This window comes from Photobacterium minamisatsumaniensis (assembly GCF_050336695.1).
GTDB lineage: Bacteria > Pseudomonadota > Gammaproteobacteria > Enterobacterales > Vibrionaceae > Photobacterium > Photobacterium minamisatsumaniensis.
Genome location: NZ_JAKJSI010000026.1, coordinates 90,190 through 108,850, shown reverse-complemented (window position 1 = coordinate 108,850; position 18,661 = coordinate 90,190). Strand labels below are relative to the sequence as shown.

Sequence of the window (18,661 nt, the reverse complement as noted above, 5' to 3'; positions counted from 1 at the left end):
TAAGCAGTCAATATTAAAAAACACAAACACAAACACAAACACAAACGGTAAGTAGGAAGTTGTATACCGTTGATAAGGTAGGAGTTACCTAATGTCAGCACAACAAACAAGTATAGAGCCAATCGCTGATGGCAAAGATAGAATTCTGGGTCCCAAAGCGTACATTGCTATGTGGTGGGGAGATGCCGTCATGGTCGGCGCTTTCATGCTCGGTTCCAGTTTAATTCCTCCATTTGGAGAAATGAACTTATGGCAAGCCATAACCGTCTTGGTAATAGCTAACATTTTAGTCGCCATGATGTTAGCCATTAATGGGCGTGCTGGTTGGAAGCATGGTATCCCCATGATAGTGCAACTACGCTCATCCTTTGGGCACATGGGCTCTCGATTACCCGGATTTTTACGAGGCTTCCCAGCACTATTCTGGTACGGAATACAAACATGGCTTGGTGCACAGGCCATTAACAGTATCGTCATTCAGACAATTGGTTTCGATAATGTCTGGCTTTGGTTTTTTGCTTTCCAAGCAATTCAAATTTGGATCTCAGCCAAAGGAATGGAGTCCATTAAATGGGTCGAAATCATTGGTGCGGTATTCATCATGATCGGCTTAGTCTATTTGCTCTTTCTATTCCTTGATCAGTTTGGGTTAGAAGTACGTGCAGTTGGTGACATTGAAGGAACTTGGGCATTACCATTTTGGTTGGGAATAACAGCCTTGACCGGAAATTTCTCTGCACTCTTCCTGAATGTATCCGATTATACCCGCTTCATCCCTCGTAAAGGTGTCAGCGAAGCCACCTATGTTAACGCACACGTAATCGGTGTATTACCTCCAAGTATATTAATGCCTTTCATTGGAATTATGGGGGCGGCGGCAGTTGGTATTTGGAACCCAGTTGATGTTATTAGCCAGTACATTCCAATGCCAATTGTTAGCATCTTTATCTTGTTCTTTATTGCTTTAGCTCAAGTTACCACTAACCTTGTCGCTAACATTATACCTCCCGCTATTATTGCGATGGATATTTTCAAGATCTCATGGGCTAAGGCGTGTGTCATCATTGGTGTTTTAGCCATATTCACTTGCCCATGGTTAATAATGCAAGAGAGCTTTTTCCTCACCTTTGTTGCTGGTATATCCGCTTTCTTAGGGCCGATATTGGGGATCATGCTTGTTGATTACTATGTCATCCATAAAGGAAACTATAACGTGGATGCGCTTTACTCCACTGAAATGTACGGGAAGTGGCATAAGATCAATCCAGCAGCCATTATCGCTTCTGTGGTGGGTGCATTGCTTGCCTTAGTCTTTATCGACTTATCATGGTTTGTCGGCACCATTACTGGCGCCACCTTGTACTTCACATTAATGCGGTACTGGGTTATCAAACATGATAGCTATACCGCTGCTGCGTTTTCGGCTCATCAGCAACCAGAAACAATCCCAGAGAGATAAGATAGCCACAAGACTGTCACTAAAACGAAAAGGAGCTTACCGCTCCTTTTCTTTATTCATTAATCGGCCATTCTGTAGCGCTTAACTAAACAGCTGCTCTACGGTTTTCATCGGAATGTACATTCGGGTTCTATCATTGTGCTGACATAAAAACTCAAAACCATATTTGGTATAGAATGCTTCAGCCTCTGGTGTTAAGCAATCAACAACAATGGCGTAAGCTCGCATATGAGCATTTATTTCCCACAAATACTGCAATGCCTTAACCAAACTTATCTTACCTAAGCCACGTCCGTGAAATTCACCATGAACCGCCAACTGCGCCAATAGAAACACTGGAATGGGGTATCTTGGTAATTTCTTAGCTAACGATGCTGGTAATGTTTCGCGACAGATTGAACTCGGCGCAATGCTATAAAATGAACAGATGGGTAGTTTCTGATTGGGTAAAGGCACTAAAGCAGGTAACACCATGGTTCTGCTGATACCTGCTTGCATGTGCTTTGCTGCTTGAGTCTGAATAAAGACGTTTAGCTCTTGCTCACCGCAGTCGAACGATACTCTGTCATGGGTACGTTTATCGAGTTCCACAAACTCTTTCGACCAACTCACTTAATCCCTTGCTCTTTAGTAAAAGATACTGCATCAATAAGTGCTTTATTCGGCGCTTTTGCCTTATCACAAGCATCAACAAATCGGTCAAAAGCATTACCTTCAATTGTGATGCTTTCATGTTGAGCAATCACCTGCGTCGCATCTTCATCCATCAGACGCACTACATATTCAGTTAAACTCTTTAAACCTAGTAATGCAGAAGCTTTCTCGGCCTTAGCTTTAACTTCTTCATCTAAGCGTAAATCGAGCCGTGCCGTCGCCATACCCCCTCCTCATTTTGTACGGAATTGTTCCGTATCCATATGTAGTATAGATCGTTATTATCCGACAAACAATCTGTACGGAAAAGTGACGGAATTAAATAGCAATGTTAAATAGCAACGTTTTGTCAAAGTAATAGGTACTAAAAAGCCCGCATAACGCGGGCTTTAATTAAGATAGCTGGTGTGGCATTAATGTAAATGTTCAAGAATCTTATTACACGACTCTTTCGCATCACCGAACAGCATCTGAGAGTTTTCCTTGAAGAACAGTGGGTTTTGTACCCCTGCATAGCCTGTGTTCATTGAACGCTTAAACACAATTACATGTTTCGCATTCCACACTTCAAGTACTGGCATACCTGCTATTGGGCTATTTGGATCTTCCATTGCTGCTGGGTTAACCGTGTCATTTGCACCAATAACCAACACAACGTCTGTTTCACCAAGATCATCGTTGATTTCGTCCATCTCAAGCACGATATCATACGGTACTTTCGCTTCTGCAAGCAGTACGTTCATGTGACCTGGTAAACGACCAGCAACTGGGTGGATACCGAAACGCACATCAATGCCTTTCTTACGTAGCTTGTCAGTAATTTCATGCACTGGGTACTGGGCTTGAGCAACCGCCATGCCGTATCCTGGAGTGATGATAACAGAGCGTGCATCTTTCAACATTTCCGCGACTTCTTCAGCGGAAGCCTCTTGGTGCTCACCGTGGTCAACATCTTCTGTTGGTGCTGCGCCGTCGTTACCGAATCCACCAGCGATAACACTGATAAATGAACGGTTCATCGCTTTACACATAATGTAAGACAGAATTGCACCAGAAGAACCGACTAATGCACCTGTTACGATCAACAGGTCGTTTGCCAGCATGAAACCAGCGGCTGCCGCTGCCCAACCCGAATATGAGTTCAGCATTGAAACCACAACTGGCATATCAGCACCACCAATCGAAGCCACTAGGTGATAACCAAATGCAAAAGCAATTAGCGTTACTAAGATCAATGCGAACATTGAACCTTCAGCTTTCACAAACACGACCATCAGCAAGAATGAGACAATAATCCCTGCAAGGTTTAGCTTGTGACGATGAGGGAGCATCAGTGCTTTTGATGAAATAGATCCGCGTAGCTTCCCGAAGGCAACCACTGAACCCGTAAATGTTACAGCACCAATGAATACACCAATGAAGACTTCAACTAAGTGGATGTTTAACAACGCACCTGTTAGCTCACCATGATCAAGGTAAGTATTGAAACCAACCAATACCGCAGCCATACCCACAAAGCTGTGAAGAATGGCGACAAGCTCTGGCATTTCGGTCATTTCTACTTTTTTAGCGTAGTAAATACCAATTGCACCACCAATGATCATCGCAAGAATGATCCAACCTGTACCCTGGGCATCAGGGCCAAAGATTGTTGCGATAAGTGCAATTGCCATACCGGCAATACCATAATAGTTACCAGCACGTGCAGTTTCTTGCTTAGAAAGACCCGCCAGCGACATGATAAAGAGTACCGCAGCAACAAGATATGCCGCTTGTACGATTCCTGCAGACATGTGTTACTCCTTATTTATCTTTACGGAACATTTCAAGCATGCGCTTGGTAACGGTGAAACCACCAAATATATTGATACTTGCAATTAAGACGGCAATAAACGAAAGGAAAGTGACAACCCCTATTCCTTGACCTATCTGTAATAACGCACCAACAATAATAATGCCTGAGATGGCATTAGTTACTGACATCAATGGCGTATGCAATGCATGGGTAACATTCCATACCACGTAGTAACCAACCACACAGGCCAATACGAATACCGTAAAGTGAGAAAGGAATTCTGCAGGCGCGTAATTTGCTAACCAACCAAATGCGGCAATACCCGCCGCCATAAAGCCATACTTCTTAACGGGAGACGTTGGTACTTCCACCTTTTCAACTGGTGCCTGAACAGGTTGAGCTTGCTGTTGTGGCGCAGCTGACACTTTGATTGGTGGCGCAGGCCAAGTAATCTCGCCTTCTTTGATAACGGTTAAACCACGTAGTACTTCATCTTCAAAGTCGATATTGATGTTACCGTCTTTTTCTTTACAAAGAAGTTTTACAAGGTTAACTAGGTTTGTACCGTAAAGTTGTGAAGACTGGGTCGGTAAGCGGCTCACCATATCGGTATAGCCAATGATCTTCACACCATTTTCGGTAGTGATGACTTTATTTGCTTCGGTATAAGCACAGTTACCGCCATTTGCCGCCGCAAGGTCAACAATCACACTTCCCGCTTTCATTGAGTCGACCATTTCTTTAGTGATCAACTTAGGAGCGGGACGTCCTGGGATAAGCGCTGTGGTAATAATAATATCGACGTCTTTAGCTTGCTCTGCATATAAGCGTTCTGCAGCCTTATTAAATTCGTCAGACATTTCTTTGGCATAACCATCACCCGTTGAAGTGTCTTCTTTGTAATCCACCTCAAGGAATTCGGCGCCCATTGATTCAACCTGCTCTTTTACTTCAGGTCGAACATCGAAAGCACGTACTATGGCACCTAGGCTTCCTGCTGCACCAATTGCGGCCAAACCGGCAACACCTGCACCAGCAACTAACACCTTAGCTGGCGGTACTTTACCTGCTGCGGTGATTTGACCGGTAAAGAAGCGACCAAATTCATGCGCCGATTCTACAACAGCACGATAGCCTGCAATATTTGCCATTGAACTCAGCGCATCCAATGCTTGGGCACGCGAAATACGAGGAACAGAGTCCATCGCCATGACATTAATGTTTCGAGTTGATAACTTCTCTAGAAGCTCTGCATTTTGTGCAGGCCAAATGAAACTGACAATGCTTGCACCGTCTTTCATTAATTCGAATTCATCGACACCCGTTTCTTCATTGACTTGAGGGGCATTAACTTTAAAGATTAGGTCAGAAGACCAAACCTCTTCCGTTGATACCACTGTGGCGCCAGCCGCCTCAAAAGCTGCATCGTCAAAACTTGCATGAATACCTGCATTCGTTTCAACAGCAACACTGAACCCCATTTTTAACAACTGCTCTACCGTTTTCGGCGTCGCAGCCACTCGCGTTTCATTTGCGAATATTTCCTTAGGCACACCAATTTGCATTATTAATCCCTAAACTTTGGCAAACAAGTAATAAATTTGTATCAAACCATTTGCTTAATATCACGCATTTTGTAGGAGAAATACAGAATTAATTAATCATTACAGTGTAATTTATGAAAAATGTTACTCCATTACTGAAATAAAATAACATTCACAACACCTGGACAGAGGTCAAACCATGAATATAAATTACTTTTCACACATTAAAATGCATAAAAAACCGTATTCACGGATAAAACCAAATATAACGCCCAAAACATGTCACCTGTATAGACAGATAATTGTTTAAAACATCAAGGAAAAGAGTTCACGAGAAACCATAGAGGGATACAGAGACCATCATTCCTTGATAATTGTTCAAATATCACTATTTCCAAATAGCTTTACTTACCAGTGTATAGACCCGCCTATCAGCGATAGGGCTAATAGACAGGTATAACCAAACCTAGCGGAACATGCTCTCACCAGATTGATCAATAAACATTTTTGCTTTTTTTAGCATAAATGATTCAGCATCTTGCTTAGACGCGAGTAAGTCAGAACGAATAAAGGTATGCGTCTTCAACTCCTCGCCGTCTCTTTTACATATGCGTCCAGCAATTCGAAATTGCCCTCCTTCTGCGATTGGCTCTGGGTAAATTAAATACCCTTCATACTCAACCGGCTCAACCTCAGTTTTTTTCACTTCAGATTTATCCAATCCGAATAGTTTTGAAAAGAAGCCCACCTAAATTATCTCCATTATCAATTTCATACAGTGACATCATGCCATTTTTTGAAAAAAAACATGGCATGATAATAAAAATTTCATCCAGAAGCAGGATATATGTTGGTTTTGCTACACGAGTAACCACCAATCGTAAAATGACACTTCTAGATAACATTTATCATTCACCAAACAATATTCATAACGTATCAAATAAAACCTTCATCAGCCATTTATTGATGAGTAAAATTAATTCATTACTGAGTCTTTAATCCATAAAAAAACGCCGACCTAGGTCGACGTTTCTAATTCATTCTTTTAGTGAGATGAACTATCGGTACATACCAATATCTTTTTGAATGTGAACCGGTAGATCAGAAACATTATATTGCTTTGGTGCTTTTGAACCACCAAATACGATGTCCAATGCGTGTGCAATCAATCCTTTGATATTAACCGCATAGGCTTTTTTGTCCAAAGCGGTTGTCGTTGCGATGGTGTCAAAATTCATTGCCTGTGCCATGATTGCCTCTTATTTTGTTTTATTTTTGAACTGCAACCATTTTAACTGCCTGTTTTATCGACACAAAGTGACATTATTTCGCCTTTGGGATTAGTTTATCTAATGCGTTAACACCTCGTTAAATCAAGCCTTTTGCATCTGAAATTTCATTCAGTACAACAAGCGCTTTACGCATAATCATACTCTTTATACGCATAATAACTAATAACCTTGCAATCAATCAGCCTTTCAGGTAACAATAACTTAACAAGTTAATTATAATGATTTTTCTATGCTTTTCTTTATTGCGAAACATTCATCCGTCTTTCTCATATTAGCAGGGGTCGCTGGGTTTCTATTCCCTAGCCTATCCGCTGCAATTTTTCCCTATCTGCCACAGGTCCTTTTCTTCCTGATGCTATTGACCTTGTTAGGGATGAATCAAAACCAACTCGTAAAAACATTATTCAAAGCTAACATCTGGCGCTACACCTTTATTCACTCGGTTTTATTGACCATTATAAGCTGTACCATTGCGAAATTAATTGGTGGTTCTGATTCCCTCATGCTTGCCATCGCAGGCGTTGCAGCAACAGGTTCGCTTTTTGCTACACCTGCAATTGCTCGCTCTATTGGACTTGATGCATTGGAAGCAATGGCAATGACGATTGCTTCAACGTTAGCGATGCCGATTGTTTTATTTATCAATCTGCTCATATTCCAAGGTAATGACTTCCAGCTAGACATGGTTAGCTACGTTCAGCGTTTACTTATTTTTATTGCTGGCCCTATGCTTTTCTCAGCTATCGTCTATCGTTTTGTGCCCAACCCGCTATTACTACGAGCGCATAGCAAGGTATCTCAAGTCACAATTATTCTCGTTTTTACCTTTCCTTTTGGCCTTACAGGCTCTTTTAGAAATGTATTCGACCAATCTTTAAGCACTGGTTTATTCTATAGTGCAGTAGGTCTTGCTTTATCGGTGATATTTTTTGCTACTGGGTATTTCCTGTTTCGAAAACAAGGTGACATCAACACTGCTCTACTAGCAGCAACCGCATCTGCTAACCGTAATGTGTTGCTTACCTATACCGTTGCTGGTAGTTACCTAGGGCCTGAGTTCATCATCTTGATGGGGGCAATTCAATTTCCCACCTCTGCGCTTCCACTGTTTGTTCGTTGGCTAAAACCAAGATTAGAAAAACGTGAACAACAAAAAAGTGAAGTCGCGTCTAGTCATTAATCACGTCTATAAATCACTCAATAGCCTGTCTAGTTCAAACTAATCGATTAAAAATAATCGTTTACCTTGCACTCACAGATTGAATTTCCTATATTGCCAACGAATTCTCAGGGCGGGGTGTAATTCCCCACCGGCGGTAGTCTCATTATTTTAGAGAAAGCCCGCGAGCGCTTGCTGCTTTCCAAGTAGTAAGGACAGCAGATCTGGTGCAGTACCAATAGGTATGATTCCAGAGCCGACGGTTATAGTCCGGATGAAAGAGGATTTCAGCGCAAGCATTTATCAAAGTACCTTATTGCTTTGATGGTGTGTGCCGTTCTTTATTTGAGCTGTACACTGAATGCTCAGCTGACTTTCCATGCCCTGATTCTGGTAAACATTTTTATTTGGAGTTTTATTACCATGAATCAGTCTCTACTTACCCCTTACGGCACCCCTTTTGAGCGTGTTGAAGCTGGTCTTGAAGCTATTCGCCAAGGTCACGGTGTACTTGTTGTTGACGATGAAGATCGTGAAAATGAAGGCGATATCATTTTTGCCGCGGAATCATTAACCACTGAACAAATGGCGCTGATGATCCGTGAATGTTCAGGCATTGTTTGTCTATGCCTAACTGATGAACGTGTTCAGCAACTTGATTTACCAATGATGGTTGAAAAGAATACCAGTGCAAACGAAACAGGTTTCACTGTGACAATTGAAGCGGCTAAAGGTGTAACAACTGGCGTTTCTGCTGCCGATCGTGTTACCACCATTAAAACGGCAATTGCTGACAATGCACAACCTTCCGATTTAAGTCGCCCTGGCCATGTATTCCCACTAAAAGCAAACCCAAATGGTGTTCTTGCTCGCCGTGGCCACACTGAAGCAACCATCGACCTAATGCGTTTATCTGGTTTAAAGCCATACGGTGTATTATGCGAACTAACTAACCCTGATGGCACGATGGCACGACTACCTGAAGTGATTGAGTTTGGTAAAGTGCATAACATGCCAGTTTTGACCATTGAAGATCTTGCTGCTTATCGCTTGGCGACCGAAGCTCAGCAAGCTGAATCTGTCGAAGAAATGGCTGTTTAATTCGCTACTTCGAAGCAGTAAAAAGTATTAAAGCCGAGCACAAGCTCGGCTTTTTAGTCAAACGCTATCTAGCCCTCGCATTAAATCAGCCATTTCAATCAACGACTGCTCAGTATAAAGCCGCATCAGCTTAAGTTTTTCCTGCATGTCGGTACGACTTGTCATATTAAAGCGGATGGAATCATCTCGCTTAAAGTACCTAATTGCGTAACCTTCATCGACAATCGGCCCGTAACCAGCAAGCTCTACACCGTATTCAGAGGTAGTACTGGTACAAACTACACTGCGAGTCAAAGCCTGATACCCTTTATCGGTAAAGAGTTCAGGAAGCGTATCAATTGCAGCGTCACGGCCAATGGTTTTATAGCAGTATTTAAGCGCAAGTAAATGTGTATAAACGCCATGACCAAATCTGCATTCTTTCGCCCTTGCAATGTGTACTCGTGCAGCTTCAACAAGAGAGTTCACCTTCGTCTGATGACTACAATCAGGGTTACGAATATTTTGAATAAATAACATCGACTCAGGTGAAACCGTGTACAGAACATCAATGCGCCCATAGAGAAATGCTCGGGTCATCACTGCTTCATAGGCACTGTAACACTTTCCATAAAGCTTATGCTCCGCCAATTGTAATGCTAACTGGACAAACGCATCTGGGCTGACACCAAATTGCTTGATCTGATTTTTACCGAACTGAGTAAAATCCAAGACCTGAGTTTGAGTATTAGCCGCATGCTGGTAAAACTCATCGGTTGCAACTTGAATTGCTTGTATCAACGTATTATCTAAATCAAATTCAATACCTTGAGCTTTTAACGCTAGTGTTCTTTTTTCCTCTATAGACATGTTGCTTCTATCAGAAACATGCTTATCTATCGTGTCATAGATGTACCCTATCAGGCGCAACATAACAGAGCCATCTACATCGGTATGCTCAAAGTTAATCCCTGTTTTCCCATTTTTGAAAACAATAAATTGCAACGACTTGTCGAAATAACGATCCCTCCCATCACCGTGAAGTAGTTGTTTAGATACTTCCGTAATCTCTTCTGGATTATTTTCATCGAGGCACAGGGCAAAAGCGGCGTCTTCAATGATTGCCATTGATTCTTTATTATTCTCAGAGCCCTTAAGCAAATCGGAGCGAATTTCTGCCCAATCATTTCGCGGTAATGTCGTTAGTACCCCAACATTTTGCCCACTTTCAGAGCAAGATAGAATGTAATCAAGATCAGTTTCAATTGCCCGCATTGGTCTAATGCAGCCTTGTTCATCAAGTATATCAAGCTTGTATATACGTTGATTATGCATTACCACAATATGCTTTCTGGACGATGATACTTTAATCTCATCTGTTTCCTGCTGCGCAATTCTTGTTGCTGAAAAAAGATTATTATATTGATTCATACAAAGTGGCATGTCTTTCTGCATGTCCACGGTAAGCTTTTTTTCATCAACTAGTGAGATAAAGTTATAGATACTGCCAATAAGCGCTGCCGCGATAGCTCCCTGCGAGTAAATCTTTTCATCAAGCTTACTTTTCAAGTAATAAAAGACATTGTTGTTAATCACCAGCGAGGATCTAGATTCCAAGTAAATATCTCGCCAAGCCTGCTCGGACCAATTCATGTTCGTATGCAGATTAGACCATTCTGTCAGCTTATTTTGTAATATTTCACCCTCGCCGTGAGGCTGTAAAAATCGATCGACAACCTTTTGAGTTTGGCCTTTTTCTGCTTCCGTTAAGAACGGTTCAGCCCATTGAATGAATTTGCGACATGTTTTATTTAAGTCTGGCACCGGCAATATAGGCAACTCAGTTTGACGACTAAATGTATTATCCATTACGAGTTTAGATCCTGGGTTTATCGATTAGAAAACGCGGAGGCAAACCGCGCTTTCTAATAAAAAGAGGGGGAATTAGGTCGTTATTTCAGTATCTAGTGAGAAGTGTTTACCTAATAGAGCATGGTAGAAGTCATTATCTGACAACACGCCAACTAATGGGCCATCCTCAACCAACAAAACAGGTTGCCCCGTACGATAACGAATTTCCAATCCTTTCCGCATCGATATATCAGGGCTGGTCATTACCAGACTGTCTTGTTTCAATGCTTCTAGACAGTCTCCTTCTTGCCATGAATACAGTGGTAACGCCTTACCCTGACGGGTAACCGAGGTAATATTCCCTTGTTCATCTGTTTCGATATGAGTTTGATCATGCGGACTTAAAACCAGTTTATTGTCCTGTAATTCCAGCGCGGCTGCATCTGTCATTAAAGAACGACCACACAATACATTCAGCGGATTAGTATGAGCCACAAACTCGGCAACGTACTCTGTGTTTGGATTGAGTACGATCTCTTCCGGCCTGCCATGCTGAATCAAGCGGCCCGACTCCATAATGGCTATTTTATTACCCAGCTTCAGTGCTTCATCCAAATCATGGCTTACAAATACAATGGTTTTATTTAGCTTACGCTGTAACTCAAGCAACTCATCCTGAAGTTGGCTTCTGATCAAGGGGTCCAGCGCAGAAAATGGTTCATCCATTAATAGAATATCGCTATCCATGGTGAATGCTCGCGCTAGCCCTACGCGTTGCTGCATACCACCAGATAACTCATGAGGGTAATTATCTTTCCATTCTGCCAAATCAACCATTTCCAGCATTGCTTCTGCACGGCGACGACGCTCTGTTTTTCCGATCCCTTGCATCTCTAAGCCGAATGCGGCGTTATCTAACACCGACAACCAAGGCATTAACGCAAATTTTTGGAAAACCATCGAAATACGATTAGTACGCAAATGGCGTAGTGATGCCTTATCGCAATTTGCGAGGTTAATAACCTGCTCGCCATCTTGAATATTCAATGAGCCACGACTAACGGTATTTAACCCATTGATCGTACGCAGTAAACTCGATTTTCCTGAACCAGAAAGCCCCATCAACACACAAATTTCACCCTTTTCAATATCAAGGCTTACATCGTGTACACCGACTACATCACCCGTGGCATCAATAATGTCCTGACGACTTTTGCCATTATCAAGCATTGCTAATGATTTTCCGGTCTGTTGACCAAAGATGACATCCAGATTATTTATACTAATAGCACTCATGGTTATCCCTCTCTGTTCTGACTGGCTGGTGTTTTACATAGGCGATCTAATATTATTGCAACCAAAACAATCGCGAGCCCTGCTTCAAACCCCTGTGAAATATTCACTGTGTTCAATGCGCGAACAACAGGCTTGCCTAAGCCATCAGCACCTACCAGCGCAGAAATCACCACCATAGACAGCGATAACATAATGCACTGTGTAACCCCTGCCATAATGTTTGGCATTGCCGCCGGTAGCTCAACCTTGAACAACAACTTCATACGGCTGGCACCAAATGCTCTCCCCGCCTCGACCAGTTCTTCCGGTACTCGGCTAATGCCTAAATAGGTCAGGCGAATTGGAGCGGCAATGGCAAAAATAATGGTAGAGATAAGGCCGGGAACAACCCCTAAACCAAATAACACTAAGGTTGGAATAAGATAAACAAATGTTGGTATGGTCTGCATTAAATCAAGCATCGGTCGTAAAATAGTGTACAACCATGGTTTATGTGCCGCTAAAATTCCTACTGGAACCCCCACCAATAAAGAAAACATCGTGGCCGTTAATACCAGTACAAGCGTCTCTAACATCTCTTCCCAGTAACCAAGGTTCATGATCAACAGCAATGCAGCAGCGACAAAGATGACCAACGGAAGACTTCGGTGAAGAAACCATGCCAATAAAGCAGTCATTACAATAGGGACTGCTGGTGGAAACCATTTAAACAAGTCGACCAAGAACATGATCATTATTTCTAAGGTATAAGAAAGCGAATCAAAAAAACCTGCGGCGTTATAGGTTAACCAATCCACGAAGGATGCCATCCAATCGCCTAACGGGATTTTATGATCGGTAATAAAGTCCATTGTTACTCCTTAATGGTCCATATTGTTATATTTACGCACTACTGTATATAAACACAGTAACCGCAGCTAGCACAGCTCCCGCTGCACTAGCAGAATAAACATTGGGCTTTTAATTAAATATTCAGATATGTTTTAACGGCTTCATTTGCATTAGTACCGTCGCGCGCTGTGACTTTTTCAAGCCATTTTTCTAATACTTCTGGGTTCGCTTTTAGCCAAGCTTTAGCTGCTGCATCTGGCTTGATATTGTCGTCTAAAATGCTACCCATCAATTGGCTTTCCATTTCCAAACTAAAGCTTAAGTTTTGTAATAGTTGGCCAACATTTGGGCACGTTTCGAGATAGCCTTGGCGAACATTGGTATGGACACTCGCTCCACCGTAATTAGGACCAAAGAAATCATCACCACCATCTAGGTAAACCATGTCAAAGTTGCTGTTCATTGGATGAGGAGCCCAACCTAAGAAAGCGATCCATTGCTTGCGATTAACCGCGCGTTTTACTTGCGACATCATGCCTGCTTCGCTGGATTCAACTAAGCGGAAGCTTTTCAAATCAAATGCATTTTGATCGAGCATATCTTGGATCAGGCGATTACCGTCGTTACCCGGCTCGATACCATAAATACGGCCACGGAATTCATCTTTGTGTTTTGCCAAATCAGCAAAGTTACGTACACCGGCATCGTAAACATATTTAGGTACAGCAAGTGTATACTTTGCCCCTTCTAAGTTGGCACGAACGGTTTCAACTGAACCGTCTTCTTGATATTTGGCAATATCCGCCTCCATTGTCGGCATCCAATTACCTAAATAAACATCGATATCGTTGTTTGCCAGCGAAGAATATGTAACAGGTACGGACAACAGCTGCGTTGAGGTTTCATAGCCAAGTCCTTGAAGTACTTCGCTAGTAATCGCGGTTGTTGCGGTAATATCAGTCCAACCAACATCAGAGAAACGCACCGTATCGCATTGAGCAGCAAAAGCTGTTGACGCAGATAGACTTAATAATAAAGCGGTACTTCCTACAAGTGTGTGTTTGATGGCTGTATTCGTCTTCATGACTTTTCCTTTATCCATTATTTTAATGCTAAGTCATGTTGAATATGACTAGCAGTTTTTAGGTTGCAAGATCCCTTAGGAAACGTAAAAACGCCCTAATGAAGCCTTGTTTTAAAGAGTTAATTGTTAAGTATGCATGGGCCGCTGAGCCGTACAATTACGCTGTTCTGTTTCCCATTTCGACGCTATCCATGTCGGTGCTTTTGATGGTGAAAGTGGCGTATTTTCCAAGATGATATCAGCTACCTTTTCTGCCACCATGATGGTTGGGGCATTAAGGTTGCCATTAGGAATGGTCGGGAAAACGGAAGAATCGATCACTCGCAGGGATTCTATTCCTCGGACTTGGCAATTTTGATTAAGCACTGCCATTGGATCGTTATCCGCTCCCATCTTACAAGTACAAGATGGATGGTAGGCGCTTTCGACATTTTGCCGAACCCAGGCATCAATCGTGTCATCACTATTAATATCGACACCAGGCTGGATCTCTTCACCGCGATATTCATCCATAGCAGGCTGCGCTAGAATTTCACGGGTCAAACGAATGCAATCGCGCCAATCCTGCTTATCTTGGTCAGTGCTGATATAGTTGAATTCAATGTTTGGCTTTTGGTGAGGATCAGGTGATGTTACCCAAATTCGTCCACGGCTATGCGGTTTATTGGGGCCAACATGTACTTGGAAACCATGACCATCAAAGGCAGCTTGGCCATCGTACCGCATAGCAGCTGGTAGGAAATGATATTGAATATTGGGCCATTTCAAACCGGCACGAGAGCGAATAAAAGCACATGACTCAAAGTGGTTCGTTGCTCCTAAGCCGTCTTTTTGTAATATCCAACGCGTTCCAATTAATCCTTTGCTAATAAGCCCTAATTTGCTGTTCAGAGTAATTGGCTGTTTACAAGCATATTGGAAATACACTTCAAGATGATCTTGTAGGTTTTCGCCTACACCCGGTAGGTCTTGTTCAACAGCAATGCCAGCTTGCTCCAATACCGCTTTAGGGCCAATCCCTGATAACTGAAGAAGTTGCGGTGATCCTACTGAGCCTGCAGATAACAATACTTCGGTGTTGGCATAAACCGACTGCACTTTACCGCCGAGCTCTATTTCAACACCTATCGCTTGTTTGTTTTTAACCAGTACTTTGCGGGTTACAACACCTTTTTTTACTGTAAGGTTATCGCGCTTCATCGCGCGGCGCAGGTAGGCATTTGAGGTCGAGGCACGTACACCTTTATCGACCGTCATATGCATTGGCCCAAATCCTTCCTGTTGATAACCGTTATAGTCATCAGTTTTCGGGTAGCCCGCTTGTTGCCCTGCATCGATAAATGCCTGATATAACGGGTTAAGCGCCATATCATTGCCATTGCAGGTTGCGACAGGGCCATCGTCACCTCGGTATTCATTTCCACCACGAACCCATGACTCAGCACGACGAAAATATGGTAGACACTCTTGGTAGCTCCAACCAGCTGCCCCCCGCTCTACCCACTCATCATAATCACAAGCATGTCCCCGCACATAAACCATCCCATTTATCGAGGAGCTACCACCAAGTACACGTCCTCGCGGGCAATGAAGGCTGCGGCTATCAAGCCCAGCCTCGGGCTGTGTTTCAAATTGCCATGCATATTTTTCACTGTTCATTGGGTATGACAATGCCGTTGGCATTTGAATAAAGATGCTTTTGTCACTTCCACCAGCTTCAAGCAATAATATATGATGCTCACCTGAAGCACTTAAACGATCGGCTAGTACACAGCCTGCAGATCCAGCACCGACAATAATATAATCGTATGTTGTGTTCATTTGATTTCCCTTTCGATTCGACAATTAGATTTAAACCTGCTGTTGCTCTCAATACCTGCTGTCACTCCAGAACAGCAGGTACCTTCTGGCTTAATCGTAAGGACATTCAAGATCACCAAGCTCAATCATCACGCTCTTGTTCTGGGTGTAATGGTTAAGTGTGTCTATGCCATTTTCACGGCCAATGCCAGATTGTTTATAGCCCCCGACAGGCATTTCTGCCGGCGAACCTCCCCATGTATTCACCCAACAGATACCCGCTTCTATTTGGGCAATTACGCGATGGGCACGAGAAAGGTTTTGGGTAAACAAACCTGCAGCAAGCCCGTACTGCGTTGCATTAGCACGCTTGATCACCTCATCTTCATCAGTAAAACGCAGTACCGACATCACAGGACCAAAAATCTCTTCTTTAACCTGAGGCATATCGTCAGTGCAATCAGCAAAAATGGTTGGTTGAACAAAGAAACCTTTATCAAGCCCGTTGCCAGCTTCACGTTCACCACCACAAATAAGTCTCGCACCCGACTCTTTAGCTGCTTGGATAAAACCAAGTACTTTTTCTAGATGTTCGCCAGAGATCAGTGAACCGATTTGGGTCGACATATCGGCAGGGTTACCAATAATCAATTTGTTAGTTCGGTAGGCTAGCTGCTCGATAAAATTATCGTAAATTGCATCATGAACAAACACACGAGTTCCGTTGGTGCAGACTTCACCTTGCGTATAAAAGTTGGCTAGCATGGCTGCGGAAACGGCGTTATCAAGCTTGGCGTCATCAAATACAATCAGGGGTGACTTTCCGCCAAGCTCCATCGTAATATCTTTAAGTGTACCGGCTGCGTCAGCCATCACTTTTTTCCCCGTGCCTGACTCACCAGTAAAAGAAACCTTGGCAATATCTGGATGGCGAGACAGCATTTGGCCGACACGATAATCACCCTGCACAACGTTGAAAACGCCATCGGGAACACCGGCTTCAGTGTAAATTTCAGCAAGCTTCAATACCGATAACGGCGTTTCTTCCGATGGTTTAAACACCATTGCATTGCCAGCTGCCAATGCCGGAGCCGATTTCCACATTGCAATTTGAATTGGGTAGTTCCACGCACCAATACCAGCACAGACGCCTAAAGGTTCACGGCGGGTATAGAAAAACTGACCGTGCCCCAAGTCTTGTTGCTGCCCTTGTATCGTAGCGGCAAGCCCCGCGTAGTATTCAATAACATCCGCACCAGTAACTATATCCACTTCTATAGCTTCTTGGATCGGTTTCCCAGTATCCTTGACTTCAAGCTGTGCTAGCTCGTCGTTGCGATCTCGAAGAATGGCCACCGCACGCATCAAAATACGGCCACGCTCTATACCACTCATGGCTGACCATACTCTGAAGCCTTCTTGAGCCGATACAATGGCGCGATCAACATCTTGAGCTGATGCATGACCAATTTCAGCCAGTTGTTCACCCGTTGCAGGGTTAGAGGTAATAAACGTTTCTCCTGATGAGACATCAGTTGCTTGACCATGGATGTAGAGGGACTTCATTTTCATCAAAATGCCTTGATAATTAATATTTTATTATGTGATTTCACATCAGCTGGAATAAGGGGCGAGTTGCTTTTCGAGGTAGTCAGAAATGATCTTCTGTGCTTTTTCGGGGCAAATCCCTTCTGGATTTAGCGCGCCTCGAAGCCAAATACCATCAATTAACGCGGCAATTCCCTGCGCAACAAAAATGGCCTTCTCTGTCGGTAAGACCTTCTTAAGTTCACATCGAAGGYGTGACAACAAGCGGCGCTCATTAACACGTTGAAGTCGATGTAAATCCTTGTCGTGCATTGATTGCGCCCAGAATGCCAGCCATGTCTTAACAACTTTGCTATCGACCTGATGACTATCAAAGTTTGCAGTGACAATTGCCTTAATCCTTGTCGTAACATCGTTACCATCAACAGCACGAAGGTGTTCAATCACCGTTACTGATAGCTGACGTAGTACAGATCGCATCGTTTCTTCCAATAAACCATGCTTGCCGCCAAAATAGTGATTAATAATACCCGGAGAGACACCTGCCTTCCGGCTGATCAAGGCCACACTCGCCCCCGATAATCCGACCTCATCAATAACGCTCATCGTCGCTTCAACAAGCTGCGGTCGACGTATTTCTGGCATCCCTACTTTTGGCATATCTGTTACTCAAATGTTTTTTAATTGAACGTTTAATTAAAAATAGACTTACATCTTCTCAGAAGGAAGTCAAAATAATGTTTCGTGCAGTAATGAATTAAAAGCAAGATGAAAAAACACACCGCAACATAACAAGATGAATTTTAAGGGGTTTTATGTATTTACTGGTATTTATGAATATTTTAAATGTTTCGTACTAAAAACATCTACTTTTGACTTACCCTCATGGTAATTGGTTGAAAACCACCCAGAAAAAGACGTTTAGTAACACCATAAAACATCGAATTAAACACTGGAAAACTTGCGCAAAAAATCAACATATAGCAGAGAATATTGAATTCACAGCGTCTATATCTTCGATAAGAATCGACAAAGGCAACCTTCATATTTTTTACCGTATTCAGGCTAGGTGGTGAAATGAACATAGGGGCGTAAATAATTCAAAAAAAAATTATTTGTAATTTTACTTCGATTTTTAGCGTCTTTTTTTTTCTTGATTCGTCTTACAGGCATTACTTCACCGGGTGACAGTTATATGGGCTGTGATATTCCGGATGACAAGCAATATCTGGYCACAGAAATAAACAGACGTTTTTTCGTGGCCCTCT

Annotated in this window: 16 protein-coding genes and 1 riboswitch; of the genes, 3 read left to right on the top strand and 13 right to left on the bottom strand. The window is 42.8% G+C overall.

Annotated features, from left to right (window positions below):
- The first annotated feature begins 91 nt into the window (after positions 1-91).
- Positions 92-1,459 carry an NCS1 family transporter gene (locus L4D78_RS14890; RefSeq protein ID WP_428467653.1) on the top strand — a complete coding sequence of 456 codons (1,368 nt, stop codon included), beginning with the start codon at positions 92-94 and terminating at the stop codon, positions 1,457-1,459.
- A gap of 81 nt (positions 1,460-1,540) precedes the next feature.
- On the opposite strand, the gene L4D78_RS14885 is transcribed toward L4D78_RS14890, so the two are convergent.
- From L4D78_RS14885 to L4D78_RS14860, 6 genes are all read right to left on the bottom strand, one after another.
- The gene (locus L4D78_RS14885; protein ID WP_428467652.1) at positions 1,541-2,071 is read right to left on the bottom strand and encodes a GNAT family N-acetyltransferase; all 531 of its coding nucleotides are present in this window, start codon (positions 2,069-2,071) and stop codon (positions 1,541-1,543) included.
- Positions 2,068-2,337 carry a type II toxin-antitoxin system TacA family antitoxin gene (locus tag L4D78_RS14880; protein WP_428467651.1) on the bottom strand — a complete coding sequence of 90 codons (270 nt, stop codon included), beginning with the start codon at positions 2,335-2,337 and terminating at the stop codon, positions 2,068-2,070. Before L4D78_RS14880 ends, L4D78_RS14885 begins: the two co-directional genes overlap by 4 nt.
- A gap of 189 nt (positions 2,338-2,526) precedes the next feature.
- Positions 2,527-3,906, bottom strand: coding sequence for a Re/Si-specific NAD(P)(+) transhydrogenase subunit beta (gene pntB / locus L4D78_RS14875; RefSeq protein ID WP_428467650.1), 1,380 nt, complete (start codon positions 3,904-3,906; stop codon positions 2,527-2,529).
- Between the two features lie 10 nt (positions 3,907-3,916).
- Complete coding sequence (gene pntA / locus L4D78_RS14870; RefSeq protein ID WP_428467649.1) at positions 3,917-5,473, bottom strand: Re/Si-specific NAD(P)(+) transhydrogenase subunit alpha; 1,557 nt, start codon at positions 5,471-5,473, stop codon at positions 3,917-3,919.
- A 445-nt stretch (positions 5,474-5,918) separates the two neighbouring features.
- Positions 5,919-6,200 carry an HlyU family transcriptional regulator gene (locus L4D78_RS14865; protein ID WP_428467648.1) on the bottom strand — a complete coding sequence of 94 codons (282 nt, stop codon included), beginning with the start codon at positions 6,198-6,200 and terminating at the stop codon, positions 5,919-5,921.
- 310 nt (positions 6,201-6,510) lie between these two features.
- On the bottom strand, positions 6,511-6,702 hold the full coding sequence (locus L4D78_RS14860) for a hypothetical protein (RefSeq protein ID WP_428460561.1): 192 nt from the start codon (positions 6,700-6,702) through the stop codon (positions 6,511-6,513).
- Positions 6,703-6,973: 271 nt separating this feature from the next.
- Here L4D78_RS14860 and L4D78_RS14855 point away from each other — a divergent pair, with 271 nt between their 5' ends.
- Both L4D78_RS14855 and ribB read left to right on the top strand, forming a co-directional pair.
- On the top strand, positions 6,974-7,924 hold the full coding sequence (locus L4D78_RS14855; protein WP_428467647.1) for a hypothetical protein: 951 nt from the start codon (positions 6,974-6,976) through the stop codon (positions 7,922-7,924).
- A 99-nt stretch (positions 7,925-8,023) separates the two neighbouring features.
- A riboswitch (FMN riboswitch) is annotated at positions 8,024-8,193 on the top strand.
- A gap of 133 nt (positions 8,194-8,326) precedes the next feature.
- Positions 8,327-9,004 carry a 3,4-dihydroxy-2-butanone-4-phosphate synthase gene (ribB, locus tag L4D78_RS14850; protein WP_428467646.1) on the top strand — a complete coding sequence of 226 codons (678 nt, stop codon included), beginning with the start codon at positions 8,327-8,329 and terminating at the stop codon, positions 9,002-9,004.
- 57 nt (positions 9,005-9,061) lie between these two features.
- Here ribB and L4D78_RS14845 read toward each other — a convergent pair whose 3' ends face one another.
- The 7 genes from L4D78_RS14845 to betI all read right to left on the bottom strand — a co-directional run bounded on the left by L4D78_RS14845 (position 9,062) and on the right by betI (position 18,053).
- Positions 9,062-10,852, bottom strand: a complete 1,791-nt coding sequence (locus L4D78_RS14845; RefSeq protein ID WP_428467645.1) for a choline/carnitine O-acyltransferase — start codon at positions 10,850-10,852, stop codon at positions 9,062-9,064.
- 75 nt (positions 10,853-10,927) lie between these two features.
- A complete protein-coding gene (gene choV, locus L4D78_RS14840; protein ID WP_428467644.1) occupies positions 10,928-12,130 on the bottom strand; it encodes a choline ABC transporter ATP-binding protein in 1,203 nt (400 codons plus the stop codon).
- Between the two features lie 2 nt (positions 12,131-12,132).
- Complete coding sequence (choW, locus tag L4D78_RS14835) at positions 12,133-12,981, bottom strand: choline ABC transporter permease subunit (protein WP_428467643.1); 849 nt, start codon at positions 12,979-12,981, stop codon at positions 12,133-12,135.
- A gap of 113 nt (positions 12,982-13,094) precedes the next feature.
- Positions 13,095-14,045, bottom strand: coding sequence for a choline ABC transporter substrate-binding protein (locus L4D78_RS14830; protein ID WP_428467642.1), 951 nt, complete (start codon positions 14,043-14,045; stop codon positions 13,095-13,097).
- A gap of 126 nt (positions 14,046-14,171) precedes the next feature.
- Positions 14,172-15,866, bottom strand: a complete 1,695-nt coding sequence (gene betA / locus L4D78_RS14825; protein WP_428467641.1) for a choline dehydrogenase — start codon at positions 15,864-15,866, stop codon at positions 14,172-14,174.
- Between the two features lie 90 nt (positions 15,867-15,956).
- Positions 15,957-17,417, bottom strand: coding sequence for a betaine-aldehyde dehydrogenase (gene betB, locus L4D78_RS14820; protein WP_428467640.1), 1,461 nt, complete (start codon positions 17,415-17,417; stop codon positions 15,957-15,959).
- A 42-nt stretch (positions 17,418-17,459) separates the two neighbouring features.
- Positions 17,460-18,053 carry a transcriptional regulator BetI gene (betI, locus tag L4D78_RS14815; RefSeq protein ID WP_428467639.1) on the bottom strand — a complete coding sequence of 198 codons (594 nt, stop codon included), beginning with the start codon at positions 18,051-18,053 and terminating at the stop codon, positions 17,460-17,462.
- Positions 18,054-18,661 lie beyond the last annotated feature (608 nt).